At 63.2% G+C, this 23,140-nt stretch carries 26 protein-coding genes and 1 pseudogene; 17 read left to right on the forward strand and 10 right to left on the reverse strand.

The genetic code is table 11. The features are described 5' to 3' along the window. The first annotated feature begins 78 nt into the window (after positions 1 to 78). The 3 genes from FXB40_RS32400 to FXB40_RS32410 all read left to right on the forward strand — a co-directional run bounded on the left by FXB40_RS32400 (position 79) and on the right by FXB40_RS32410 (position 3,262). Positions 79 to 966 carry a transporter substrate-binding domain-containing protein gene (locus FXB40_RS32400; protein WP_148776207.1) on the forward strand — a complete coding sequence of 296 codons (888 nt, stop codon included), beginning with the start codon at positions 79 to 81 and terminating at the stop codon, positions 964 to 966. A gap of 126 nt (positions 967 to 1,092) precedes the next feature. Further along, the gene (locus FXB40_RS32405; protein ID WP_187437297.1) at positions 1,093 to 2,625 is read left to right on the forward strand and encodes a Do family serine endopeptidase; all 1,533 of its coding nucleotides are present in this window, start codon (positions 1,093 to 1,095) and stop codon (positions 2,623 to 2,625) included. A 274-nt stretch (positions 2,626 to 2,899) separates the two neighbouring features. Beyond that, the gene (locus tag FXB40_RS32410; RefSeq protein WP_148776211.1) at positions 2,900 to 3,262 is read left to right on the forward strand and encodes a hypothetical protein; all 363 of its coding nucleotides are present in this window, start codon (positions 2,900 to 2,902) and stop codon (positions 3,260 to 3,262) included. Positions 3,263 to 3,274: 12 nt separating this feature from the next. Here FXB40_RS32410 and FXB40_RS32415 read toward each other — a convergent pair whose 3' ends face one another. Beyond that, positions 3,275 to 3,556 carry a DUF6496 domain-containing protein gene (locus FXB40_RS32415; RefSeq protein ID WP_148776213.1) on the reverse strand — a complete coding sequence of 94 codons (282 nt, stop codon included), beginning with the start codon at positions 3,554 to 3,556 and terminating at the stop codon, positions 3,275 to 3,277. Between the two features lie 73 nt (positions 3,557 to 3,629). After that, complete coding sequence (locus FXB40_RS32420; RefSeq protein ID WP_148776215.1) at positions 3,630 to 3,824, reverse strand: DUF3072 domain-containing protein; 195 nt, start codon at positions 3,822 to 3,824, stop codon at positions 3,630 to 3,632. 115 nt (positions 3,825 to 3,939) lie between these two features. Here FXB40_RS32420 and FXB40_RS32425 point away from each other — a divergent pair, with 115 nt between their 5' ends. Beyond that, positions 3,940 to 4,149 (forward strand): hypothetical protein, encoded by a 210-nt coding sequence (locus FXB40_RS32425; RefSeq protein WP_148776254.1) that lies wholly within the window; start codon positions 3,940 to 3,942, stop codon positions 4,147 to 4,149. A gap of 33 nt (positions 4,150 to 4,182) precedes the next feature. After that, positions 4,183 to 4,392 (forward strand): hypothetical protein, encoded by a 210-nt coding sequence (locus FXB40_RS32430; protein WP_148776217.1) that lies wholly within the window; start codon positions 4,183 to 4,185, stop codon positions 4,390 to 4,392. A gap of 297 nt (positions 4,393 to 4,689) precedes the next feature. Here the strand turns inward: FXB40_RS32430 and FXB40_RS32435 are convergent, their stop codons facing one another. Both FXB40_RS32435 and FXB40_RS32440 read right to left on the reverse strand, forming a co-directional pair. Next, complete coding sequence (locus tag FXB40_RS32435) at positions 4,690 to 4,932, reverse strand: hypothetical protein (RefSeq protein ID WP_148776218.1); 243 nt, start codon at positions 4,930 to 4,932, stop codon at positions 4,690 to 4,692. Between the two features lie 96 nt (positions 4,933 to 5,028). Next, entirely contained in the window at positions 5,029 to 5,232 is a 204-nt protein-coding gene (locus FXB40_RS32440) for a hypothetical protein (protein ID WP_246208096.1), read from the reverse strand. Between the two features lie 208 nt (positions 5,233 to 5,440). On the opposite strand from FXB40_RS32440, the gene FXB40_RS32445 reads away from it, so the two are divergent. Continuing rightward, positions 5,441 to 5,662, forward strand: a complete 222-nt coding sequence (locus FXB40_RS32445; protein WP_148776222.1) for a hypothetical protein — start codon at positions 5,441 to 5,443, stop codon at positions 5,660 to 5,662. Here FXB40_RS32445 and FXB40_RS32450 read toward each other — a convergent pair. The 3 genes from FXB40_RS32450 to FXB40_RS32460 form a co-directional block, all read right to left on the reverse strand. Next, positions 5,659 to 7,152, reverse strand: a complete 1,494-nt coding sequence (locus tag FXB40_RS32450; RefSeq protein ID WP_148776224.1) for a sensor histidine kinase — start codon at positions 7,150 to 7,152, stop codon at positions 5,659 to 5,661. The two genes, FXB40_RS32445 and FXB40_RS32450, sit on opposite strands and share 4 nt — an antisense overlap. 13 nt (positions 7,153 to 7,165) lie before the next feature. After that, positions 7,166 to 13,462 carry a HAMP domain-containing protein gene (locus tag FXB40_RS32455; RefSeq protein ID WP_148776226.1) on the reverse strand — a complete coding sequence of 2,099 codons (6,297 nt, stop codon included), beginning with the start codon at positions 13,460 to 13,462 and terminating at the stop codon, positions 7,166 to 7,168. 294 nt (positions 13,463 to 13,756) lie between these two features. Continuing rightward, entirely contained in the window at positions 13,757 to 14,269 is a 513-nt protein-coding gene (locus FXB40_RS32460) for a DUF4142 domain-containing protein (protein WP_148776228.1), read from the reverse strand. A gap of 96 nt (positions 14,270 to 14,365) precedes the next feature. Here FXB40_RS32460 and FXB40_RS32465 point away from each other — a divergent pair, with 96 nt between their 5' ends. The 3 genes from FXB40_RS32465 to FXB40_RS32470 all read left to right on the forward strand — a co-directional run bounded on the left by FXB40_RS32465 (position 14,366) and on the right by FXB40_RS32470 (position 15,100). Further along, complete coding sequence (locus FXB40_RS32465) at positions 14,366 to 14,560, forward strand: hypothetical protein (RefSeq protein ID WP_148776230.1); 195 nt, start codon at positions 14,366 to 14,368, stop codon at positions 14,558 to 14,560. A 117-nt stretch (positions 14,561 to 14,677) separates the two neighbouring features. Next, on the forward strand, positions 14,678 to 14,809 hold the full coding sequence (locus tag FXB40_RS49970; RefSeq protein WP_283812971.1) for a hypothetical protein: 132 nt from the start codon (positions 14,678 to 14,680) through the stop codon (positions 14,807 to 14,809). Between the two features lie 84 nt (positions 14,810 to 14,893). Next, positions 14,894 to 15,100, forward strand: a complete 207-nt coding sequence (locus FXB40_RS32470; RefSeq protein WP_148776232.1) for a hypothetical protein — start codon at positions 14,894 to 14,896, stop codon at positions 15,098 to 15,100. A gap of 175 nt (positions 15,101 to 15,275) precedes the next feature. Here the strand turns inward: FXB40_RS32470 and FXB40_RS32475 are convergent, their stop codons facing one another. Continuing rightward, positions 15,276 to 15,533: a hypothetical protein gene (locus tag FXB40_RS32475; RefSeq protein WP_187437298.1), complete on the reverse strand. Its 258-nt coding sequence runs from the start codon at positions 15,531 to 15,533 to the stop codon at positions 15,276 to 15,278. Positions 15,534 to 15,706: 173 nt separating this feature from the next. On the opposite strand from FXB40_RS32475, the gene FXB40_RS48260 reads away from it, so the two are divergent. The 3 genes from FXB40_RS48260 to FXB40_RS32485 all read left to right on the forward strand — a co-directional run bounded on the left by FXB40_RS48260 (position 15,707) and on the right by FXB40_RS32485 (position 16,515). After that, positions 15,707 to 15,865, forward strand: a complete 159-nt coding sequence (locus tag FXB40_RS48260; protein ID WP_187437299.1) for a hypothetical protein — start codon at positions 15,707 to 15,709, stop codon at positions 15,863 to 15,865. Between the two features lie 55 nt (positions 15,866 to 15,920). Then, positions 15,921 to 16,043, forward strand: coding sequence for a hypothetical protein (locus FXB40_RS49975; RefSeq protein ID WP_283812972.1), 123 nt, complete (start codon positions 15,921 to 15,923; stop codon positions 16,041 to 16,043). A gap of 97 nt (positions 16,044 to 16,140) precedes the next feature. After that, positions 16,141 to 16,515 (forward strand): PRC-barrel domain-containing protein, encoded by a 375-nt coding sequence (locus FXB40_RS32485; RefSeq protein ID WP_148776238.1) that lies wholly within the window; start codon positions 16,141 to 16,143, stop codon positions 16,513 to 16,515. A 79-nt stretch (positions 16,516 to 16,594) separates the two neighbouring features. On the opposite strand, the gene FXB40_RS32490 is transcribed toward FXB40_RS32485, so the two are convergent. After that, the gene (locus tag FXB40_RS32490) at positions 16,595 to 17,059 is read right to left on the reverse strand and encodes a winged helix-turn-helix transcriptional regulator (RefSeq protein WP_148776240.1); all 465 of its coding nucleotides are present in this window, start codon (positions 17,057 to 17,059) and stop codon (positions 16,595 to 16,597) included. Positions 17,060 to 17,221: 162 nt separating this feature from the next. On the opposite strand from FXB40_RS32490, the gene FXB40_RS32495 reads away from it, so the two are divergent. From FXB40_RS32495 to FXB40_RS32515, 5 genes and pseudogenes are all read left to right on the forward strand, one after another. Further along, on the forward strand, positions 17,222 to 17,959 hold the full coding sequence (locus FXB40_RS32495) for an SDR family oxidoreductase (protein ID WP_148776242.1): 738 nt from the start codon (positions 17,222 to 17,224) through the stop codon (positions 17,957 to 17,959). Between the two features lie 63 nt (positions 17,960 to 18,022). Then, a complete protein-coding gene (locus FXB40_RS32500; RefSeq protein ID WP_148776244.1) occupies positions 18,023 to 19,024 on the forward strand; it encodes an NAD(P)H-dependent flavin oxidoreductase in 1,002 nt (333 codons plus the stop codon). 107 nt (positions 19,025 to 19,131) lie between these two features. Beyond that, positions 19,132 to 19,551 (forward strand): hypothetical protein, encoded by a 420-nt coding sequence (locus FXB40_RS32505; protein ID WP_148776246.1) that lies wholly within the window; start codon positions 19,132 to 19,134, stop codon positions 19,549 to 19,551. A 413-nt stretch (positions 19,552 to 19,964) separates the two neighbouring features. Next, positions 19,965 to 21,507, forward strand: a pseudogene (locus FXB40_RS32510) (alkaline phosphatase D family protein). A gap of 394 nt (positions 21,508 to 21,901) precedes the next feature. After that, entirely contained in the window at positions 21,902 to 22,720 is an 819-nt protein-coding gene (locus FXB40_RS32515) for an aldo/keto reductase (protein WP_148776248.1), read from the forward strand. A 92-nt stretch (positions 22,721 to 22,812) separates the two neighbouring features. Here FXB40_RS32515 and FXB40_RS32520 read toward each other — a convergent pair whose 3' ends face one another. Continuing rightward, positions 22,813 to 23,028, reverse strand: coding sequence for a hypothetical protein (locus FXB40_RS32520; RefSeq protein ID WP_148776250.1), 216 nt, complete (start codon positions 23,026 to 23,028; stop codon positions 22,813 to 22,815). Positions 23,029 to 23,140: the final 112 nt, after the last annotated feature.

The following is a 23,140-nucleotide window of genomic DNA, read 5'->3' on the forward strand; positions in this document are numbered from 1 at the left end:
TGTATAAAATCAGTTTGTAGATTATGCAATACTGTGTATAAAATATTGAGTAATTGTATCCATTAGAGGAGTAGGACCGTGAAGGGGCTGTTGTATTCGCTCGTGTTTCTGACCGCGGTTGCTGCCCCGGCTCAGGCCCAGTCGCCCACGGGGACACTGGCGAAGATCAAGGTGGCTGGCGAAATCCGGCTCGGACATCGCGATGTCTCGGTCCCGTTCTCCTATCTCGACGGCAACCAGAAGCCGGTCGGCTTCGCGATGGATCTCTGTGCGCGGATCGTCGATGCGGTGAAGGACGAACTGAAGCTGCCCGCGCTTCAAACGAAGCTCCAGCCGATTCAGCTCAGCACCCAGATTCCGCTGATCGAGAACGGCACCATCGACATCGTCTGCGGTCCTGCCACCAACACGCTGGAGCGCCAGAAGGTGGTGGCCTTCAGCAACACCATCTTCGTGTCGAGCATTCGCGCGGTGGTTCGCAAGGATGGTCCGATCAAGACGTTCGAGGATTTGAAGGACAAGCCTGTCGCGCTGACCACCGGATCGACGTCGATTGCCTTGCTGCTGGCGCGCGCTCAGGAGAAGAAGTTTGAGGTCAAGCAGGTGCTGTCGCCCGACCACGCCGCATCCTTCCTCGCGCTGACGACCGGACGCAGCGAGGCCTTTGTCATGGACGATATTCTGCTCGCCGGTCTCATCGCCAGCAGCCAGGTACCAGGCGATTGGCGGATCATCGATGATGCCTTGCGCACCGAGCCCTATGGCTTGATCATTCGCAGGGACGATCCGGAGTTCAAGGCGCTGGTCGACAAGACGTTGGTCGCGATGATGAATAGCGGCCAGTTCGCGGAGCTCTACGCCAAATGGTTCACGAAACCGATTCCGCCCAAGAATGTGAACCTGAACTTCCCGATGCCGGCGCCGCTAACGGACGCGGTCGCCAAGCCAAACGACAAGGGCGTGTGATCGCACAAGGACTGCGGCCGCCGGGCGCAGCTACTTTGCCAAGATTTAATCGCGTGGACGGGACGCCGTAAGGTGACGATGTCCATGTTGGGTGCAAGGCGACTTACCCAACATGGACATTTCGACATGATCGACCGCGTCAATTCCGACACCACCAAGACCCGTACAATTCTGAGGCCGCGCCGGCTTGCGCTGCTAGGTACCGTGGCCGCGCTTGGCGTGGCCGTGCTGGCTGCGTCTCCCGCTTCGACGCCGTTCGGCGTGAACTCCCTGATTTCGCCTGCGCAGGCCGCTGAAAGCGCCGCGACGCCGCCGGGCTTCGGCGACCTCGTCAGCAAGGTCAAGCCCGCCGTCATCTCGGTGCGGGTGAAGATCGACCAGGACAACGACAAGAGCGCGATGCTGCAACAGAACCGGATGGATCAGGACGAGACTTCCCCGTTCGACCAGTTCTCGCGGCAGTTCGGCTTCCCAGGCGGCGGCATGAACGGCATGCCGCGCCAGCGCCACCAGGTGATCACAGGCGAGGGCTCCGGCTTCTTCATTTCGGCCGACGGCTATGCCGTGACCAACAACCACGTCGTCGACCACGCCGAGTCCGTGCAGGTGACGATGGATGATGGCGCGATCTACACCGCGAAGGTGGTCGGCACCGATCCGAAGACCGACCTCGCACTGATCAAGGTCGACGGCAAGAAGGACTTCCCGTTCGTGAAATTCTCCGACCAGAAGCCGCGGATCGGCGACTGGGTGGTCGCGGTCGGCAATCCCTTCGGCCTCGGTGGCACAGTGACTGCCGGTATCGTCTCGGCCAGCGGCCGTGACATCGGCAACGGTCCCTATGACGACTACATCCAGATCGATGCGCCGATCAACAAGGGCAATTCCGGCGGTCCGGCCTTCGACATGAACGGCAACGTGATCGGCGTGAATACGGCGATCTTCTCGCCCTCGGGCGGCTCGGTCGGCATCGGCTTCGATATTCCATCCTCGACCGCCAAGCTCGTGGTTGCGCAGCTGAAGGACAAGGGCGCCGTCACCCGCGGCTGGCTCGGCGTGCAGGTGCAGCCGGTGACCGCGGAGATCGCCGACAGCCTCGGCCTGAAGGAGGCGCGCGGCGCAATCGTCGACAACCCGCAGGATGGCAGCCCGGCGGCGAAGGCCGGCATCGAGGCGGGCGACGTCATCACCGCCGTCAACGGCACCGCGATCAAGGATTCCCGCGATCTCGCCCGCACCATCGCCACGCTGGCGCCGGGCACGTCCGTGAAGCTCGATGTCGTCCACAAGGGCGATACCAAGACGGTGTCGCTGGCGCTCGGCGAACTGCCGAACGAACGGCAGGCCAAAGCTGACGATGGCAAGACGCAGCAGGCCCCCGGCACGCCGCGCCTCGGCCTCAGCCTGGCGCCGGCCAGCGACGTCCAGGGCGCAGGTCAGAAGGGCGTTGTGGTCACCGAGGTCGACCCGCAGGGACCGGCGGCGCAGCGCGGCATCCAGACCGGCGATGTCATCCTCAACGTGGGCGGCAAGGCGGTCGCCAATGTCGGCGACGTCCGCTCCGAGCTGGCGCAGGCCAAATCGTCCGGCAAGAACAGCGTGCTGCTGCAGGTGAAGAGCGCGGAGGCGACCCGTTTCGTCGCGGTGCCGCTCGCCTGATTTCCTAGTCTCGACGGCAAATTCAAAAGGCGGCCTGCGGGCCGCCTTTTTCATGCGTGCCTCTCGAGATACCCACAGGCTGCCGATAACATTCTCGTTAACGGCAGCAATGATGACGGGTTCGTCCGAAAAAGCCGCGTTCGCTCGTCAGACTTTGGAATCGCGTGTTGTGCTTTGGCGGCAATAACGGCGCCGAGGCAAATTGCAGGAGTGGAACTTCGAACGTCCGGCTGCTTGTGGAACCGGCCGGTGGTTCGCATTGATCGGTGCCGACATGGATCGATTGAAGCTCTCGCTGAAGCTTGCGCTGCTCGCGGCGCCTCTCGTGCTGTCGAGTGGAAGTGCCATGGGGCGCGATGACGGCCGCTTCGCCGACTCGCCGCTAAAACCCTGGTTCGACAGCCTGCGCAGCCATCTCGGTCCATGCTGTTCGGACGCCGACGGTGTTGCCGTGGCCGATCCTGACTGGGACTCGCACAATGGGCACTACCGGGTCCGTCTTGATGGGGAGTGGGTCGAGGTCCCCGACGAAGCCGTGATCACCGAGCCGAACCGCGCCGGCCGCACGATGGTCTGGCCGGTCAAGACGGCGTTCGGCGTTTCGATCCGCTGCTTCATGCCTGGCAGCATGATCTGACGCCGGTCGGCGTCACCGCTTGGCGGATTTGCGCTTTGAGCTCTTTTTGGTCGTCTTCTTCTTGGACGTCTTTTTCTTGGACGTCTTTTGCTTCGATGCCTTCTTCGGAACCTTCTTGCCCTTCGCGCGCGCTTCCGACAGACCGATCGCGATCGCCTGCTTGCGGCTCTTCACGCGTCCGCCGCGACCACCGGGTCCGCTCTTCGCAGTCCCCTTCTTGTAACGCCGCATCTCGCGCTCGACATCATTGCCGGCGCTGCGTGAGTAGCGGCGCTTCTTTGCCTTGCGTGCCATCAACTCTCTCCCTTCGCCTCGGAAGAGAACAGGAGTGCTGACGTAACGTTCCAAAGGGCTCCGGCCGCGCGCCTCAGAAGGAGTTCGCGAGTTCGATCTCCGCTTCGAGCACCTGGATGCGGCGCGCGGCTTCGGCAGAGGACAGCTCTCGATCGTATTGCGCAGGCTGGTAGGCCTCTTCGCTTAGCCGCTTCAGCCTCAAACCCTGCGATCGGGTCATCTGCTCCATGAGAAAAGCCTTGGCGTCGTATTTACCCTGAACCTGCATGTCCGCTCTCCATTCTGAATTCGTCGCTTGACTATATGTTCTTATTTTGTTCTAACAAGCCATGGACAACAGAATTAATGAAATTCGACGTAAAATCAGCGCCTTGAGGCTGGAGATGGCCGATGTCGAGGCGTCCGTCCGCGATCTCGTCAATCGCGATCGTGATTGCACTGAACGGGCCCAGGCGCAGATGGATCTGCGCCGGAAAATCAATCTGCTGATCGGTGAATGGAAGGCGGCTGGTGGTGGCGGGGTGTTGCCCGACATCCGCGACCGGGTGCGCCTTCGTCCGCTGAAGGGCGAGAGCAAGCCCGCGCGCCGTTGAGACAGCCATGTAGGTGGCGGATGGAGGCAGGCGGTGGAGGAAGACCCGGACGCCTACCGGATTCTGAAACTGCGCGCCGAGATCCTCGAATTGGGCTCCGCGATCCGGCAGTTGCAGCGTGAGGGCCTCGACGATGCCGCAGCCCAGCTCCTGATTACACGCAAGCGGGCGCGGCTCGACCACCTCGTGAAGACAGACTCCGCAAATCGCCGCCTTAACATCACTGACATCCGACGCAGCTAAAGCGGTCGCGCAACGCGACATGCCGGAGCTCGTCCATGCCGGATGCCGAAACGGCCGCCCTGCTGCGGGCGGTGCTCGATGAAGTCTGTGCCGACCTTGCGCCGTCCGAAATGGCGACGCGCGAACGAATTGCCGCACGACTGAGTGATCTTGTTCGATCGGGGCAATGTTCAGTTGACGATCTGAGGCGGGCCGGCCGGGATACTCTAACCCGCGGACCGACCATGTGGCCCTGAGAGGATGTTCGAGCATCCAAGCAAAAGGCCCCGCTCTCGCGGGGCCTGAGCTCTGTCGAGCTTACTTGGTGTTGCTCGGGGCGCTCTTGTTGTTCGTCATGGCGCCGCCCTGATCGGAACCGGTGCCAGAGCTGCCCTGACCAGAGGCGTCGCTGCCCTTGGACTTCGTGTTGGCGCCTGTTGTCTGCGAGGACGAAGTCGATGAATCATGCTTGGCTTTGTGCGACTTGGCCTGCGCGGCGAAGGGCGCGGCGGCGAGGCCGGTTGCCAACATCACGGCGAGAGTGAGCTTGGTCGTGTTCATGCGCGGGAACTCCCTGAGTTGAATTGACGCAGGCAGCCAACCGCTATTCGCCGCGGGAGTTCCGAACAATACACCGCATTGCGCTTCACTCGCGCTTCAAGATTCCTTGTCCTCGTTGAGGATGAACACGACCCCCGTGAGGGCGGCGCCGATGGCAAACGTCGTCACCATCGTGCCGACAAAGACGAAGGCTGCCGCACGGCCGCCATGATTCAGCAATTCTGCGACCGCGGGATTGGCCAGAATGAGCGCGAGCGTGAAGGTCAGACCGAGTGCAGCGCCCATCATCGCATGCGTCATCAGTTTGATGATTCCGGCGGGAGAGATCAGACTTGGCGACCCGTTTGGCGACTTTTTTGCGCGCATGGAACTGCCGATCGATCTGGCATTCAAACGCCCGCCTTAGCCGCGGGTTCCATCGCGCATGAAGGAATTGTCATGACCCGCTTCATCCGACGTTCATGCCGACCTTGCGAGGATGAACGCCATCAACACGGGAACATTTGATATGGGCAAGGTGGTCTTTCTCTATCGCTCGCTGGCCTACCGTAACGCGGCGGCCGACATGTTGCGCAAGGCACGCAAGCTGCCGCGCGGTGCGGAGCGCAGCGCGGCTCGCCGCTACGCGACGGCATTGCGCGATCTCGCGCAGACGGAAGCCTGGCTCGAAGGGCGCGTCTCCGATGAACCGCGGCCGATGTTACGGCTGAAGGTCGCTGCGTCGCGCTAACCCGACGCGCGCTGAAGTTCGGGAGAGGTGCTGGCCTCGAACTTGTCCTGCGGCGCCGATGTTGCCGAGCTCTTGCGAGTCAACGGCACATCGAGACGGCACAACAGGCCCTCTGAACGCCAATCGAACTGCGCCTGTCCGCCGAGCTGGGATTCGACACTGGCCAGCAGGCTTCTTGTGCCGAAGCCACGTGATTTCGGCGTCCTGACCAGCGGCCCTCCGGTCTCCTCCCAGGTCAAGATGAGGAGATCGTTCTCGGCCTGCCAGCTGATCGCGAGCCGCCCCGACCGGGTCGAAAGCGCGCCGTACTTGGCAGAATTGGTGAAGAGCTCGTGCAGCGCCAGCGCCAGTGTCTGGGCTGTCGCCGGCAGCAACTGCACTTCGGGACCCGCAAGCTTGATCTGCCCGCCGAGCGAATAGGGCGCAAGCTCTTCCTCGATCAGCTTGGAGAGCTCGGCGCCTTGCCAGCTCGATAGCGACAGGATGGTGTGCACGCGCGCGAGCGCATTGATGCGCCCCTCGACGGCACTGACGTAAGCCTTGACCTCGTCGGCGCGGGTGAGACGCACGATCGACTGCGCCAGCGCCAGCGCATTCTTGGCGCGGTGATCGACTTCGCGCGCCAGCAGGTTCTGCCGTTCCTCGGCGCGCTTGCGTTCGGTGATATCGACCGTGACGCCGCTCACCCGCACCACGCGACCGCCCGGATCCACCGTTGCGGCCGCCGTGCCGACGCACCAGCGCACCTCGCCATTGGGCCGGCAGACGCGAAATTCTCCTTCATAGGCGTGGGCGCCGGTATTGAACGCGGCAATCGCCTGGCCGAACTGGTCGACGTCATCCGGGTGCAGCAGCGCCTGGATATTGGCCGAGGTGACGTTGAACGTCTCCGGCGTCACGCCAAAGATGCGGTACTGGCCATCGTCCCACATCCAGTCGCCGTTGACCCAGTCCCAGTCCCAGGATCCCATCTTGCCAGCGGCGATCGCCATGCTGCGCCGCTCTTCGCTCTCGCGCAGCTTTGCGGTGGAGTTTTCCAGCTCGGCCGTGCGGGCGCGGACGCGATCCTCGAGATCCTGGTTCAGCCGCTCGAGCTCGCGCGTCTTGCGGTACAGCTCGGCAAACACCTTGACCTTGGCGCGTAGCACTTCCGGCACGACGGGAACCGGAACGTAATCGACCGCGCCCATCTCGTAGCCGCGCAGCCGGTCGATGTCGCTGACCTGGATCGCCGAGATGAAGATCATCGCGGTCTTCTGGAAGCGCGGATGCTCGCGGATCATCGCCGCGAGCTCGAAGCCGTCGAGCTCGGGCATGCAGACGTCGACCAGGATCACCGCGATCTCGGTCTTGAGCAGCACCTCCAGCGCGTCGCGTCCGGACGAGGCGATCACGAGGTTCTCGCCGAGTTCCTTCAAGATCACCTCATAGGCGAGCAGCTTGGCCGGCTGGTCGTCGACGAGGAGGATATTGACCTTTTCGTGGTCCATTCTCGGATCCAACTCAGCGGTGCAGCCACATGCGGATCGCAAGCAGCAATTGATCGGTGTTGACGGGTTTGGCGAGGTAGTCGGACGCACCGGCTTCCAGGCATTTTTCGCGATCGCCCTTCATCGCCTTCGCCGTCAGTGCGATGATCGGCAGGCGCAGGAAGGCCGGATTTTCCCGGATCACGCCGATGGTCTGATACCCATCCATCTGCGGCATCATGATGTCCATCAGCACGATGGCGATTTCCGGGTTGGATTCGACCAGCGTCACCGCCTCGCGGCCGGTGGTCGCCGTCAGCACCTTCATGCCGCGCCGTTCCAGCACGCTCGACAGCGCGAAGATGTTGCGGGCGTCGTCGTCGACCAGCAGCGCAGTCTTGCCGATCAAATCCTCGTCGGAACTGTTCAGCTTCTCCAGCATGCGCTGCTTCTCGACCGGCAGCTCCGTGATCACGCGATGCAGGAACAATGCGGTCTCGTCGAGCAGGCGTTCGGGCGATTCCACGCCCTTGACCACGATGCTGCGCGCCATGGTGTGAAGTTCCGCATCCTCTTCCGCAGAGAGCTCGCGGCCGGTGAACACCACCACGGGAACGTTCGACAGCGTGTCGTCGCGACGGATCTGCTCCAGCACCTCGAAGCCGCTCATGTCGGGCAGCCTGAGGTCGAGCACCACGCAATCACAGGGCGCCTCGCGCAGGGTCGAGAGCGCGCCGGCACCGGTGTCGGTGGTCACGATCTCGATGTCATCGTGATGCAGCAGCTCGCGGATCGACAGCTGCTCGGCCTCGTTGTCTTCGACGATCAGGAGCCGCTTGCGCCGCGGCCGCGCATATTCCTTGATCTGCGTCAGTGCCGCGGCGACGCCCTCGGTCGTCGTCGGCTTGTTGACGAAGGAGAAGGCGCCGCGGGCCAGCGCATGCTGGCGGTCCTCGTCGAGCGTGATGATCTGCACCGGAATGTGGCGCGTCAGCGGGTTGTGCTTGAGCTGGCTCAGCACCGTCCAGCCGAGCATATCGGGCAGGAACACATCGAGCGAGACGGCCCTCGGCTGATACTGTTTTGCGAGTTCGAGCGCCTCCGCGCCGCGCGCGGCGACCAGGACCTTGAAACCCTTGTCGCGCGCGAGGTCGACCAGGATGCGCGCATAATGCGGGTCGTCCTCGACGATAAGCAGGATGCTGTCGCCGGGTTCGAGATTGAGCCGGTCGTCGGGCAGCTGCTCGATGACGCGCTGCTGTTCCGGCGCGGCGGGCTGGAGTGCCAGCGGCTGGTTGTGTTGCTGCGGCCCAGGTGTTGCGCGTGGCGCGAGCGTCGGGCCGGAATATTTCAGCGGCAGATACAGCGTGAAGGTCGAGCCCTTGCCCGGCGAGCTGCGCAGGTGGATTTCGCCGCCGAGCAGGCTCGCAAGTTCGCGGCTGATGGCAAGGCCAAGGCCGGTGCCGCCGTATTTGCGGCTGGTGCCGGCGTCCGCCTGCTGGAATGCCTCGAAGATCAGCTTCTGCTTCTCGAGGGGAATACCGATGCCGGTATCGGAGACCTCGAAGGCGATCACGGCCGGCGCGGAGTTCAGCACCGGATGATCCGTGCCCCAACCGCCGAGCGCGCCGGCGACGTTGAGCCGCACTTCGCCTTCACCGGTAAACTTGAAGGCGTTGGAGAGCAGGTTCTTCAGCACCTGTTGCAGGCGCTTGGAGTCGGTGACGATGCTGCGTGCGAGGTTCGGATCGACGTCGATCTTGAACGACAGATTGCGGTTCTCCGCCTCGTGCCGGAACGGCCGTCCGACCGTCTCAAGCAGGTTGGCGGTGAGGATTTCCTCGGCGTCAACCGTCACCGTGCCGGACTCGATCTTGGAAAGATCGAGAATGTCGCTGATGAGGTTCAACAGGTCGGTGCCGGCACCGTGGATGGTGCGGGCGAATTCGACCTGCTTGCCCGTGAGGTTGCCATCCGGATTGTCGGTGAGCTGTTGTCCCAGGATCAGGATCGAGTTCAGCGGCGTGCGCAGCTCGTGGCTCATATTGGCCAGGAATTCGGACTTGTACTTCGAGGTCAGCGCGAGCTCGGTTGCCTTTTCCTCGAGCGCGCGGCGGGCCTGCTCGATCTCCTGGTTCTTGCGCTCGACCTCGACGTTGCGCTCGGCGAGCTGCTGCGCCTTCTGCTCGAGCTGGTCGTTGGTCTGCTGCAATTCGCGCTGCTGGGTCTGGAGCTCGCCGGCGAGCTGTTGCGACTGCTTGAGCAGGCCTTCGGTCTGCATCGTTGCTTCGATCGAATTGAGCACGATGCCGATGGAGTCGGTGAGCTGCTCCAGGAAGGTCATCTGCGAGGTCGTGAACGAGGCGAGCGAGGCGAGCTCGATCACCGCCTTGACCTGGCCCTCGAACAGCACCGGCAGCACCACGAGGTTCTTCGGGGCGACGCGGAGCAGCGCCGAGTTGATGGGTACCACGTCGGCGGGAATATCCGAGACCACGCGCGGGCGCCGGTCGATTGCACACTGGCCGATCAGGCCGTCGCCGAACGGAAGCACGCGCTGATAGGGATAGACGCCGTCGCCGGCATAGGAGGCAAGCAGCAGCAACTGCGGATTGTCCTCGTTCTCGACCTGGTAGATCACGCCAGTATGCGCGTTGACCAGCGGCGACAGCTCGGTCAGCAGCAGCCGGCCGACGGTCGCGAGATCGCGCTGGCCCTGCAGCATATTGGTGAATTTGGCGAGGTTGGTCTTCAGCCAGTCCTGCTCGGTGTTCACGTCCGTCGTCAGACGGAGGTTCGTGATCATCGTGTTGATGTTATCTTTCAGCTCGGCCACTTCGCCGCGGGCATCGACCTGGATCGATCGAGTCAAATCGCCCTTGGTCACGGCGGTCGCGACTTCTGCGATCGCGCGCACCTGCGAGGTGAGGTTGGCCGCGAGCAGGTTGACGTTGCCGGTGAGATCCTTCCAGGTGCCGGCCGCACCGGGCACGTCGGCCTGACCGCCCAGCCGTCCCTCGACGCCGACCTCGCGCGCCACCGACGTCACCTGGTCGGCGAAGGTTGCGAGCGTCTCCGTCATGTTGTTGATGGTATCGGCGAGCGCCGCCACCTCGCCCTTCGATTTCACGGTGAGATTTTGTTTCAAATCACCGTTCGCAACAGCGGTCACCACCTTGACGATGCCGCGGACCTGCTCGGTGAGGTTCGCCGCCATGAAGTTGACGGTGTCGGTGAGGTCCTTCCAGGTGCCGGCGACGCCAGGCACCTGGGCCTGACCGCCGAGCTCGCCTTCGGTGCCGACCTCGCGCGCAACGCGGGTGACTTCGCCGGCGAACGCATTGAGCTGGTCCACCATGGTGTTGATGGTGTTTTTCAGCTCGAGGATTTCACCCTTCACGTCCACGGTGATCTTGCGGGACAAGTCGCCGCGCGCCACTGCGGTCGTCACTTCGGCGATGTTGCGGACCTGCGTGGTGAGGTTCGCGGCCAGCAGGTTGACGTTGTCGGTGAGGTCCTTCCAGGTGCCGCCAACGCCGGGCACGACGGCCTGACCGCCGAGCCGGCCTTCGGTGCCGACCTCGCGCGCCACGCGCGTCACTTCGGCCGCGAAGGAGCGGAGCTGCTCGACCATCGTGTTCAAGGTGTCCTTGAGCAGCAGGATCTCGCCGCGCACGTCCACCGTGATCTTCTTCGACAAATCGCCGCCGGCGATCGCGGTCGCGACCTCGGCGATGTTGCGGACCTGGGCCGTCAGGTTCGAGGCCATGAAGTTGACGTTGTCGGTGAGGTCCTTCCAGGTGCCGGCGACGCCTGGCACTTCCGCCTGGCCGCCGAGCTTGCCTTCGGTGCCGACCTCGCGCGCCACGCGCGTGACTTCGCCGGCGAAACCGTTGAGCTGGTCCACCATGGTGTTGATGGTGTTCTTGAGCTCGAGGATTTCGCCCTTCACGTCCACGGTGATCTTGCGGGACAAGTCGCCGCGCGCCACGGCGGTCGTCACTTCGGCGATGTTACGAACCTGGGCAGTGAGGTTGCCCGCCATCGAGTTGACGGAGTCCGTGAGGTCTTTCCAGGTGCCGGCAACGCCGGGCACGTTGGCCTGACCGCCGAGGCGGCCTTCGGTGCCGACCTCGCGCGCCACGCGCGTCACTTCGCCCGCGAAGCGGTTGAGCTGGTCCACCATCGTGTTCAGCGTGTCCTTCAGCTGAAGGATCTCGCCGCGCACGTCCACCGTGATCTTGCGCGAGAGGTCGCCGCCGGCGATGGCGGTCGCGACCTCGGCGATGTTTCGGACCTGGGCGGTCAGGTTGCCCGCCATCGAGTTGACGTTGTCGGTGAGGTCTTTCCAGGTGCCGGCGACCCCCGTCACCTGCGCCTGACCACCGAGCTTGCCTTCGGTGCCGACCTCGCGCGCGACGCGCGTGACTTCGCCGGCGAAGGCGTTGAGCTGGTCGACCATGGTGTTGAGCGTTTCCTTCAGCTGAAGGATCTCACCCGAGACGTTCACCGTGATCTTCTTCGACAAATCGCCCTTGGCGACGGCCGTGGCGACTTCGGCGATGTTGCGGACCTGGCCGGTCAGGTTCGAGGCCATCGAGTTGACCGAGTCCGTCAGATCCTTCCAGGTGCCTGCGACACCGCGCACCTGGGCCTGGCCGCCGAGCTTGCCTTCAGTGCCGACCTCCCGCGCGACGCGCGTGACTTCGCCGGCGAAGGCGTTGAGCTGGTCCACCATGGTGTTGATGGTGTCCTTCAGCTCCAGAATCTCGCCGCGCACGTCCACGGTGATCTTCTTCGACAAGTCGCCGCCGGCGACCGCCGTCGTCACCTCGGCGATGTTGCGAACCTGCGCGGTCAGGTTCGACGCCATCGAGTTGACGCTCTCGGTCAAGTCCTTCCAGGTGCCGGCGACGCCGAGCACGTTGGCCTGGCCGCCCAGCCGGCCTTCGGTACCGACCTCGCGCGCCACGCGCGTGACTTCGCCGGCGAAGGCATTGAGCTGGTCCACGCAGGTGTTGAGCGTTTCCTTCAGCTGAAGGATCTCGCCCGAGACGTTCACGGTGATCTTCTTCGACAAATCGCCGCCCGCGATCGCGGTCGCGACGTCGGCGATGTTGCGGACCTGCGCGGTCAGGTTCGACGCCATGAAGTTGACGTTGTCGGTGAGGTCCTTCCAGGTGCCGGCCACACCGGGCACCTGCGCCTGGCCGCCGAGCTTGCCTTCGGTGCCGACTTCGCGCGCGACGCGCGTCACTTCGGAGGCGAACGAGTTGAGCTGGTCCACCATGGTGTTGATGGTGTCCTTCAGCTCCAGAATTTCGCCGCGCACGTCCACCGTGATCTTGCGGGACAAGTCGCCGCGCGCCACCGCGGTCGTCACGTTGGCGATGTTGCGAACCTGTGCGGTGAGGTTACCGCACATCGCGTTGACGGAGTCGGTGAGGTCCTTCCAGGTGCCGGCGACGCCGGGCACGATGGCCTGGCCGCCGAGCTTGCCGTCGGTGCCGACCTCGCGCGCCACGCGCGTCACTTCGGAAGCGAAGGAGCGCAGCTGATCCACCATCGTATTGATGGCTTCCTTGAGCTGAAGGATTTCGCCGCGGACGTCGACCGTGATCTTCTTGGACAAGTCGCCGTTGGCGACCGCGATCGTCACCTCGGCGATGTTGCGAACCTGGTTGGTCAGGTTGTTCGCCATCGAGTTGACGCTCTCGGTCAGGTCTTTCCAGACACCGGTCACTTCCGGCACCTGGGCTTGGCCGCCGAGCTTGCCTTCGGTACCGACCTCGCGCGCGACGCGCGTCACCTCGGAGGTGAAGACGCCGAGCTGCTTGATCATCGTGTTGACGATGGTCGCCGATTGCAGGAATTCGCCGCGGAGCGGGCGCCCCTCGACGTCGAGCTTGACGGTCTGCAGCAGGTCGCCCTGCGCCACGGCCGCGACCGCGCGGGTCACCTCGCGCGTCGGCCACAACAGGTCGTCGATCAGCGTGTTGACGGAGCCTTCCATGTCGGCCCAGGAGCCGGAAGCAAGGCCGAACTTCACGCGCTGGCGGGTCTTGCCCTCGCGTCCGACCACCTGGCCGACCAGCTCGAGCTGCTGCGCCATGCGCTGGTTGGCGGCGATGATTTCGTTGAGGGTGTCGGCAATCTTGCCGTCGATGCCGAGATAGTCGCCGCTCATGCGGACCGAAAAATCGCCGCTGCGCATGGCTTGCAGCGCCAGCAGCAATTCCGGCCGGGAATCCGGCTCCGATGTACCGTTGGGTTTTGGCTTTGGGACGCGACGACCGGAGCGTGATGCTGTTCCGGGATCGAGGTCGCTCATACTGATTCCCCCGCAGGTGCCCCGCCGAATCCACGGCGCAGCGCATTGACCAGACTAGACCGTCAGCCGAATCGCAAATCAAGCGCCAAGGTCGCGGCGCGTGAAAATGGAACCTGCTCTGCTCAGCCCGGCCAATACAACCACGAGAATTTTGATTGGTTCCATCCGGTTCCAGAGAAATTTGATCTAATTTCTAAGGTCTTGCCGGTTGGGTCCAGGCGTATGGCCGGCCGGGAAGGGGCCTGACTGCGCCGTGAGGCGGCGGCGCCGATCGGAGCGTCGATAAGCAGCTTGCTATTTGTCGTCCATGGTGCGCTCGGCATCTTTCAACTGCGCGCGCAGCACCGGCAGGTGCGCGTGCGCGAAAGCGGCGAGCGCGGGATTGTCGGGCGTCCTCAGATAGCGCTCGAGCAGGCCGATCATGGATTCGTATTCGGGAATCTGCGCCGCATAGAAACTTCGGACATAGGCCGGACCATCCGTATCATCGGGCTTGTCGAGGCTGGTGCCGGCTGACTTTGCCTTGCTCGCGCGCGGCTCGGCGCCGATAGCGTCCTGAATCTCCTTCAGCGCCTTGTCGCGCATGGTCGCCTCTTCGGCGCGCAGCGCGGCGAGGTTCTTGACCTCCGCATTGCCCTTCAGGTCGGTGCTTTCCAGCAGGCCCTGCTGGAAACGGCTGAAAGCGTAGAGGCCGCTGATGACGTCCGTTGCGTCAGGGGCGCGATCACCGCGCGTTTGCTCGCCCGTGCTGTCGGCGAGCGCCGCTTCGCTGATGAAGGCCAGGATGATCGCGACAAATATCCGCATGACCATCCAATGACCTGTAGCGTGCAAAGTTCCGGCGGAGGTTACGATCCTGTAAGGGCGGTTGCGGAACGCGTGTTCCGTGCCCACGTATTAGTCATGAAACAGTCCGACATCTTCAGGGACAACGCCGAGAACTGCCTGCAATTGGCCGAGCGCTCGGAAGGGCAACCCGCCTATAATCGCTATTCCCGCATGGCGGATGCCTGGACGGCCTTGGCGAAAGAGCAGGACTGGCTCGATGGCGAAGTCCCGCCCGTTACCACCCGCATCCGTCAAAAGCTGGATGCGTAGCCGCTCCCGTTTCCGTGAGTCCGCGTGTGAGACCGCTCACGGAACGCAGGCGACCAATCAACAATAACAGGAATAGTCGATCGCGTTGATTTTTTGATTCCAGAAGGAGGTTTTGCGATGGCCCCACGTCTTGCACTTCTCTCATTCATTCTCGCCTTTGGCGTCTCGGTTGCGTTTGCCACTGCAACGACGGTCCGGCAGGTGCATCAGGAAAATGCGTCTGTCGCGGTCCACGCGGCGCACGGCTAGCGCCGCGGCCTCTCGCGCGCGCCGGAACATTTAATGCGCCGGCGCGTAAGCGCTTCAAGGCATTTGGAGAGGCGAGAGGACATCATGGCACATTCCGACCACGGCATCGTCAGGGACAAAAAGGCGGAAGATCAGCCGCGCGACAAGCAGCGCGCGCAGGCCGTGCACAAGACAGACGAGAAGGTCTCGCCGTCGCGTGAAGCGACCCGCGATCCCAAACTCAACGACGACAGCAAGACGCCGGGCTCCGGCATGACGCCGGACGATTCCGGCGCAGCGCCCAGTGGTTAATTAAGCGAGGAACGAATCCTCGCGCGATGAGTCGACAGATTGCTTCCGGCAGATTGCTTCCGGATGTCATGCCCCCGGTGAGCCGGAAGTAATCTCCAAGGACGGCCCTGGCACCCCACTGTGCCGGGGTCGTTTTGCTTGTGAGAGAGCCTTTGCATGTGAGGGGGGCTTGGAATCAATCCTCGGCGTCGCCTTCGGGCTTCGGTGCGTGTCCTTCGGGACCGCGGCCGAAGACACCAAACTCGCTTGATTTGACGCCTACCGAAGGATCGATACTCGTTTCGATGCCCGCCGCTGCGAGTCCGAATTTGAGGAGCTCGCGAACCGCCGCAGCGCGCGTCGGCATGCGGTGCTTGAACCGGAAATCGTCAACTGCGGCCAGCTCTTCCGGCGAGAGCATGACTTGAAGTCGCTCGGCGCGAAGATCATTCATGGTCGATCACGCAAAGTTAGCAGGATGAGTAATCTGCTAAACTTGCCAATTTGCCGAGAGTTCCGCAGGAGTCCAAAAAAACGTCAACTGAGCATGATAGTCAAATAAAATCAAAGCGTTACGTTGAAACGATTCCCCGGCAAGCGCATTTTAGAGGGGAAGGGAGACGTGCCATGACAGACGAGGTCAGGTTACCCCGCAGGCTTTCCGAGGAACGCGAAGCGCCGAAGCCGCTGCGGCCGAGCCATCAGAAGGTGATTGAGCAAGTCGAGCGTTGGGCGAACAGCCCTGGCCTGCAACCCCCGAGGACGGACGATGCGAAGACGGTCTGAGCCCCACACATTCGAACAGCGTCTGGAAGCGCAGAGGCTGCGGCTGGAGCTTGAGTTGGCGAGCCTGCCAGACGGCAAGCAGCGCGACGCCGTCGGCGTGCGCATCGAGCAGCTTCAGGCAGCGGCCGAGATGTTCGATTTTCTGTCGCTGCGCGAACCATCCCCAACTCTGCGCTAGGTTCGCTTCGCCCTGCGGCACTCCCGCTCACCGCGCGTTTTGGAACGATCATCTCCAAGTTCGGTTGGTCCGCACATTGGCTGAGTGGAGAATCGAAATGTTGAATCAAGGCGAACTGGATCGCGCCGAAATGGGCCGCTTGATCGGCAGCGACAAGGTCGAGGGAACATCCGTCTACGGCGCCGATCGCAACAAGATCGGTTCGATCGAACGTGTGATGATCGACAAGACGAGTGGCCGAGTGTCATACGCCGTGCTCGGCTTCGGCGGCTTTCTCGGTGTCGGCAACGATCATTATCCCTTGCCCTGGCAGTCGCTGAAATACGACACCGAGCTTGGCGGCTATGTCACTGGTATCACCGCCAAGGAGCTGGAAGGCGCGCCGAGATATGGCGAGCGGAGCGATTGGAATTGGGGTGACGATGCGGCGGTACGCGGCATCAACACCTATTACGGCGTCCCGTTCGCGTAGGATTTACTCACCCGGAGACGCTCGGGGAGCGGGGCTCTTCTCCTCGTCGCCCAGGCTTTCGCCAGGATGAGACCGAGGATCACCCGACGGCCTCCCTCCGCCCCGGCCCCGCATGCACGTGCACCTGCTTGGCATGCAGCGGCTCGCCGCATTCCGAGCACACCATCACCGGGTCGAACAGCTTGCCGCAAGTCTTGTGCTCGTGCAGCAGCGGGCGGCCGCGCTCGTCGCCCATGTGGGTGTCGCCCCAATGCACCATCGCCATGATGATCGGGTAGAGGTCGAGCCCCTTCTGCGTCAGGATGTATTCGTAACGCTTGGGAGACTCGGAATAGGGGACGCGGCGCAGGATGCCGAAGCGGACCAGCTTCTTCAGGCGCTCTGAGAGAAGATGCCGCGTGATCTGGAGCGAGGACTGAAACGCTTCGAACCGGCGCACGCGCAGGAAGCATTCGCGGAGGATCAAGAGCGTCCAGCGGTCGCCGACCACGGCGACGGTGCGGGAGAGCGAGCAGGGTTCCTCGTCCAGCGTATCCCACTTCATATCCGGTTTTCCCGCATGGGTTAGTAAGTCAGAAAAAGGAACTGACTTGAATGGCCAGCGCTATTTGCACTGGAGATTAGCATTCAGTGGTTAAATTTGACAGTTCTATTTTAGAACTATAGCCTCCGGCCCAATCACATGCTCTCACCGGAGGAGGCGACCTTGCCCAAGCGAAACGCGACCGCGGCCGTGATCGGGGCCGGCGATTTCATCGGCTCCGAGATTGCCAAGAAATTCGCCGCCGAAGGCTTTTCGATCTATGCAGGCCGTCGCAACGGCGACAAGCTCGCGCCGCTGGTGCAGGACATCGAAGCCGCCGGCGGCGAGATCCATGCGCGCTCGCTGGACGCGCGGAAGGAGGAGGAAGTCATCTCCTTCCTCAACGATGCCGACAAGCACGCGCCGCTGGAGGTCTGCATCTTCAATGTCGGCGCCAACGTCAATTTCCCGATCCTCGACACCACCGAGCGCGTGTTTCGGAAAGTGTGGGAGATGGCCTGCTATTCCGGCTTCCTCGCAGGGCGCGAGGCGGCGCGGCTGATGCTGCCGCGCGGCGGCGGCAAGATCTTCTTCACCGGCGCGACGGCGTCCTTGCGCGGCGGCAGCGGCTTTGCGGCCTTTGCCAGCGCCAAGTTCGGACTGCGTGCGGTGGCGCAGGCGATGGCGCGCGAACTCGGGCCGAAGAACATCCACGTCGCCCACCTCATCATCGATTCCGGCGTCGACACGGCTTGGGTGCGGGAGCGCCGAGAGCAGCTGTGGGGCAAGGAGGCGCTCGACAATCCCGATCTGCTGATGCCGCCATCGGCCGTTGCGGATTCCTATTGGCAGCTCTACCAGCAGCCGAAGAGTGCCTGGACCTTCGAGATGGAGATTCGCCCGTTCGGTGAGAAATGGTGACTGCGGGACGAGACTACGGCTAGACTGATCTCGACATCAGCAAAATTCCGGGAGGAGAACTAAGTGAAGACCGCGATCACCGAACTGTTCGGCATCGAGCACCCGATCATCCAGGGCGGCATGCATTTCGTCGGCTTTGCCGAGCTTGCCGCCGCCGTCTCCAACGCCGGCGGGCTCGGCATCATCACCGGCCTCACGCAGAAGACGCCGGAGCTGCTCGCCAAGGAGATCGCACGTTGCCGCGACATGACCGACAAGCCGTTCGGTGTGAACCTCACCTTCCTGCCGACCTTCGCGGCGCCGCCTTATCCGGAATACATCGCAGCCATCGTCGAGGGCGGCATCAAGGCGGTGGAGACCGCGGGTCGCAGCCCCGAACAATATATGCCGGCGCTGAAGGCGGCCGGCATCAAGGTGATCCACAAATGCACGTCGGTGCGTCATTCGCTGAAGGCCGAGCGGATCGGCTGCGACGCCGTCAGCGTCGACGGTTTTGAGTGCGGCGGTCATCCCGGCGAGGACGACATTCCCAACATGATCCTGCTGCCGCGCGCGGCGGAGGAATTGAAGATCCCGTTCGTGGCTTCCGGCGGCATGGCCGACGGGCGCAGCCTCGTCGCAGCCCTGTCGCTGGGCGCGGCCGGCATGAACATGGGCACGCGCTTCATCGCCACCAAGGAAGCACCGGTCCATCAGAACGTGAAGAACGCGCTGGTTGCGGCGACCGAGCTCGACACCCGCCTGATCATGCGCGCCCTGCGCAACACCGAGCGCGTGCTGAAGAATGCCAATGTCGATCGCCTGCTCGAGATCGAGCATGCCAAGGGCGATAAGCTTACGATCGACGACATCCACGACCAGGTCGCGGGGGTCTATCCCAAGGTCATGCTGGACGGGCAGATGGATGCCGGCGCCTGGAGTTGCGGCATGGTCGCGGGCCTCATCCGCGACATCCCCACCTGTAAGGAACTCGTCGATCGCATCATGACCGAGGCGGAACAAATCATCCGCAGCCGGCTTATGGGGTTCCTGGATGGGACGGCTGCGACGCGAAAGGTCGCCTGACACCGCCAAACTTCTTAACCAAGGCGGTAGTTGACCGCTGGAATTGCACGCGACGCCTCCTAAATAGGAGTAAATTACTCCTTAACAATCAATTTCAGGAGGCGTCCGTGGTCCTGAAAAGCGTTCCTTTTGCAGTTGCAATTGCCCTCGTGCTCGCATGGGGCGGCATCGCACGCGCTGACGACTACAAGCCTGACGAATATCTCGGTCTCGATCTCTCCAAGGCTGTGCTGTCGCCGAAACGGCTCGGGCCCGAGACGCAATTCGCGCCTGTTGCACTCGAGGCGAAGGGCGGCAACGAGGCGCAGGCCCGTGCCGAGCCGGTCGACGTGCCGAAGAAGGTTGCGGCTGAACGCGTGCGCGTGCCGGAGCCGAAGATTGCACGCGCGCGAGACGCGCAGCCACGCGGCGCAGCCCGCACCAAGCTCGCGCATCGCCACGGCAATCCGCTGGACGCGCAGGCGATGGACACCCGCATCCAAACCTGGCCGTGTCGTTCCGGCGGCATCTGCAACTGGAAGCACTGAGAACAGCGCCGCAGCCTCTTCACCTCGCCCCGCTTGCGGCAGGGCGATCGCATAAGGCATTTTGCACGACCTGAGTGCGCGCCTCGTCCTTCGAGACGACCGCTTCGCGGTCTCCTCAGGATGAGGCTAGGCGGCATCGGTGCTCGTCAAAACGACGGCCCCACACTCGGTCCTCATCCTGAGGGCCCGCCAACGGCGGGCGTCTCGAAGGATGGCCACAGGCGGAGTCGCTCCCATATGCGATCGTCCTGCCGTCGTCGCGCCCCCGTAAGAAAGGGGCGAGGGAGTAGGCCGCAGCCGCGCCCGCCCGTCATCCCGACGTCGCAAAACCGTAGGCGCGGAGTCAAGAAACTGTAAGCCGGGAGTCAAACGGCGCAGGCACCTTCCGTCGCGATTCGACGAAGGTCTCCTGAATGGCAACGCTCCGCGCTTCGCGCGCATGGACCCGGCGACAGTTCCTGGTCCGCTCCACCTCCAGCCTTGCCATCGCCTCGCTCGCAAAGCCGCGTATCAGCCGCGCCGCCGATCGCCCGCAGATCGCGGGCGGCATCCAGTCCGGCGACGTCTCGAATGGCTCTGCCGTAATCTGGGCGCGCGCGGATCGGCCAGCGCGGATGCAGGTGGAATGCTCGACGGTCGAGAGCTTCAAGACCATCATCGCGTCTGCGTCACGCGACGCTCTGCCCGATGCAGATTTTACCGCAAAACTACAGCTCGACAATCTGCCGCCCGGGCAGGACATCTTCTACCGCGTGCGGTTCGACGACATCGCCACCGGCATCGCCGGCGAAAGCCGCGTCGGCCATTTCCGCACCGCGCCGGCCGAGGGGCAGTCGATCTCGTTCCTGTGGTCGGGCGATGTCGCGGGGCAGGGCTGGGGCATCGACATCTCCCGCGGCGGCTATCGCGGCTATCGCACCATGCTCGACAACCGGCCGGATTTCTTCATCCACTCCGGCGATCACATCTATGCCGACTGCACGATACCGTCCGAGCAGACGCTGCCGAATGGCGAGATCTGGCGCAACGTCGTGACCGAGGAAAAGGCGCAAGTCGCGCACACGCTGGCGCAATTCCGCGGCAACTACAAATACAACCATCTCGACGAGCATTTTCGCGCCTTCCATGCGCAAGTGCCGATGCTCGCGCAATGGGACGATCACGAGGTCACCAACGACTGGTCGCCGACCGGCAGCTATGACGACGCCGGCTACGAGGACGACGGCACGCCGCGCCTTCTTCGACTTCATGCCGATCCGGGACATCGGCGCGCGGCAGGGGCGGGTCTATCGCAAGATCGCCTATGGCCCGCTGCTCGACGTCTTCATGATCGACATGCGCAGCTATCGCGACGAGACCTGGAATAAGGGCAACGATCATCGCGGCTGGATTCTGGGCACCGAGCAGCTCGCCTGGTTGAAGCGGGAGCTCGCTGCCTCGCGCGCAACCTGGAAGGTGATCGCGGCAGATTTGCCGATCGGGCTGATCAGTCTCGATGCCGTTGCGCTCGGCGACGGCCCGCCCGACCGGCGCGAGCACGAGATCGCCGAACTGCTTGCGTTCATCAAGCGCGCTTCTGTCCGCAACATCGTTTGGCTCACCGCCGACATGCACTACACCGCCGCGCATTATTATGATCCGAACAAGGCCCAGTTCAGTGATTTCGAGCCGTTCTGGGAGTTCGTCTCCGGCCCCCTGCATGCCGGCACCTGGGGCCCCGGCGAGCTCGACAACACGTTTGGCCCCGTGGCGATGTATCGGAACGGGTGCAGCGAAGCCCAGGGCGAGAACCTCGCGCCCTGCTTCGGCCTGCAGTTCTTCGGCCGCGTCGACATCGACGGCACAAGCGGCGTGATGACGGTGACCTTGAAGGACGTCGACAACCGCGACCTCTGGTCGGTCGACATCCTGCCGCAGCCGCAGGCGCGCCCGGCTATGGTTGCGCAGCATTCGTGAGAGACGCAGGCTGGTTCAACCTCTCCCGCTTGCGGGAGAGCATAGGCCGCCTTCGGCGGCCGTTTCTTAAGAACGTCGAAGCGAAGCTTCAACTATGGCGTTCCGGGCGATGCGAAGCATCGTCCCGCGCGCCGGGTGAGGGCTTTCTCCCCTGGGGGATTATCCCGTTGCGGATGCACCCTCTCCCAACCCTCTCCCGCAAGCGGGAGAGGGGGCTCACCGCGCCCGTGGCGATGATCGAACCTAATCGCACCTAACCCGATCTTGATTGGCCGCCGGGCGCATGCCGCGCTATAGTGGTCCGTCCCGCCACCTCTTTTCCAGCACCGAAGAGTCTGCTCACGCGGCATCGCCGCGCGCATCCGGCGGGCTGAAATACTCAGGAGCCTGTTCAATGGACAATCTGAAAACACAGGGCATCAGCATGCCCAAGCTCGGCCTCGGCACCTTCCGCATGCAGGGCGATGCCTGCCGTGCCGCGGTCGAGAGCGCGCTGTCGATCGGCTATCGCCACATCGACACTGCCGAAATGTATGCCAACGAGGAAGCCATCGGCGCCGCGCTGGCGGCGGCCTCCGTGCCGCGCGGCGAGCTGCACGTCACGACCAAGGTATGGCACGAGAATCTGGCGCCGGATGCGATCCGTCGCGCTTTCGATGCCAGCCTGAAGAAACTGAGGCTCGACCACGTCGATCTCTATCTCGTGCACTGGCCGTCGAAGTCGGCGAATTGGGGTGCGGTGTTCGAAACCCTGATGAAACTGAAGGAAGAGGGGCGCACGCGGGCGATTGGGGTTGCCAATTTCACCACGGCGCTGCTCAAGATCGCGGTCGAGGACGTCAAGGCGCCGATCGCCTGCAACCAGATCGAATATCACGCGATGCTGGATCAATCGAAGGTGCTGGCCTATCTCAACGCCAAGTCGATCCCGCTCGTCGCCTATTGTCCGCTCGCGCAGGGCCGCGTTGCATCCGATCCGGTACTCGCCGAGATCGGCGCGAAGCACAACGCGAGTGCCGCGCAAGTGGCGCTGAAATGGTTGCTCGACCAGGATGGTGTCGCCGCGATCCCGAAGGCATCGCGCCGCGAGAGCCAGCAAGCCAATCTGGACGCGCTGAAGATAACGCTCGACGATGCCGACCGAAAGAAAATCGCCGCGCTCTCGAAGGACAAGCGTTGCGTCAACCCGGGCTTCGCACCGGCCTGGGATTAGGTTGATCTTTCACCTTCTCCCGCAAGGGGAGAAGGAAAAAAGAACGCAAAGAAATGGCCCCGTGAGGGGCCATTTCCATGTTGCGTTGCGCGTTAGTCCATGTGGTGATGGCCATGCTTGACCACGACGACACGGTCGTGATGGTGCCAGCCGCGATGCCAGCCATTGTCACGATGCTCGCGCATTTCGGCGCGGGCGCCGTAGCCATGGTGGCCATGCTTGACGATCACAGTCTCAGCACTTGCCAGCGTCGGCGCCGCAACCGCGAGCGCACCCAGAGCTGCAACCACATAACCAAGTTTCTTCATGATGTCCTCCTCCAACGTAATGCCAATGAGAACCGCGCATTCGCGTGAACGTTCCGAAGGAACGGGAAGAGAATTCTGAATGGCCGTTCAGACTAGCACTACTTTGGCAGAT

Source organism: Bradyrhizobium rifense, from assembly GCF_008123425.1.
In the GTDB taxonomy this organism is placed as follows: Bacteria; Pseudomonadota; Alphaproteobacteria; order Rhizobiales; family Xanthobacteraceae; genus Bradyrhizobium; species Bradyrhizobium rifense.

What these genes read in the sequence shown, in the direction of transcription:
- FXB40_RS32405 (WP_187437297.1), top strand. Translation starts at nt 1,093, where the DNA reads ATGATCGACCGCGTCAATTCCGACACCACCAAGACCCGTACAATTCTG.
- FXB40_RS32410 (WP_148776211.1), top strand. Translation starts at nt 2,900, where the DNA reads ATGGATCGATTGAAGCTCTCGCTGAAGCTTGCGCTGCTCGCGGCGCCT.
- FXB40_RS32415 (WP_148776213.1), bottom strand. Translation starts at nt 3,556, where the DNA reads ATGGCACGCAAGGCAAAGAAGCGCCGCTACTCACGCAGCGCCGGCAAT.
- FXB40_RS32420 (WP_148776215.1), bottom strand. Translation starts at nt 3,824, where the DNA reads ATGCAGGTTCAGGGTAAATACGACGCCAAGGCTTTTCTCATGGAGCAG.
- FXB40_RS32425 (WP_148776254.1), top strand. Translation starts at nt 3,940, where the DNA reads ATGGCCGATGTCGAGGCGTCCGTCCGCGATCTCGTCAATCGCGATCGT.
- FXB40_RS32435 (WP_148776218.1), bottom strand. Translation starts at nt 4,932, where the DNA reads ATGAACACGACCAAGCTCACTCTCGCCGTGATGTTGGCAACCGGCCTC.
- FXB40_RS32440 (WP_246208096.1), bottom strand. Translation starts at nt 5,232, where the DNA reads ATGACGCATGCGATGATGGGCGCTGCACTCGGTCTGACCTTCACGCTC.
- FXB40_RS32445 (WP_148776222.1), top strand. Translation starts at nt 5,441, where the DNA reads ATGGGCAAGGTGGTCTTTCTCTATCGCTCGCTGGCCTACCGTAACGCG.
- FXB40_RS32450 (WP_148776224.1), bottom strand. Translation starts at nt 7,152, where the DNA reads ATGGACCACGAAAAGGTCAATATCCTCCTCGTCGACGACCAGCCGGCC.
- FXB40_RS32455 (WP_148776226.1), bottom strand. Translation starts at nt 13,462, where the DNA reads ATGAGCGACCTCGATCCCGGAACAGCATCACGCTCCGGTCGTCGCGTC.
- FXB40_RS32460 (WP_148776228.1), bottom strand. Translation starts at nt 14,269, where the DNA reads ATGCGGATATTTGTCGCGATCATCCTGGCCTTCATCAGCGAAGCGGCG.
- FXB40_RS32465 (WP_148776230.1), top strand. Translation starts at nt 14,366, where the DNA reads ATGAAACAGTCCGACATCTTCAGGGACAACGCCGAGAACTGCCTGCAA.
- FXB40_RS49970 (WP_283812971.1), top strand. Translation starts at nt 14,678, where the DNA reads ATGGCCCCACGTCTTGCACTTCTCTCATTCATTCTCGCCTTTGGCGTC.
- FXB40_RS32470 (WP_148776232.1), top strand. Translation starts at nt 14,894, where the DNA reads ATGGCACATTCCGACCACGGCATCGTCAGGGACAAAAAGGCGGAAGAT.
- FXB40_RS32475 (WP_187437298.1), bottom strand. Translation starts at nt 15,533, where the DNA reads ATGAATGATCTTCGCGCCGAGCGACTTCAAGTCATGCTCTCGCCGGAA.
- FXB40_RS48260 (WP_187437299.1), top strand. Translation starts at nt 15,707, where the DNA reads ATGACAGACGAGGTCAGGTTACCCCGCAGGCTTTCCGAGGAACGCGAA.
- FXB40_RS32485 (WP_148776238.1), top strand. Translation starts at nt 16,141, where the DNA reads ATGTTGAATCAAGGCGAACTGGATCGCGCCGAAATGGGCCGCTTGATC.
- FXB40_RS32490 (WP_148776240.1), bottom strand. Translation starts at nt 17,059, where the DNA reads ATGAAGTGGGATACGCTGGACGAGGAACCCTGCTCGCTCTCCCGCACC.
- FXB40_RS32515 (WP_148776248.1), top strand. Translation starts at nt 21,902, where the DNA reads ATGGACAATCTGAAAACACAGGGCATCAGCATGCCCAAGCTCGGCCTC.
- FXB40_RS32520 (WP_148776250.1), bottom strand. Translation starts at nt 23,028, where the DNA reads ATGAAGAAACTTGGTTATGTGGTTGCAGCTCTGGGTGCGCTCGCGGTT.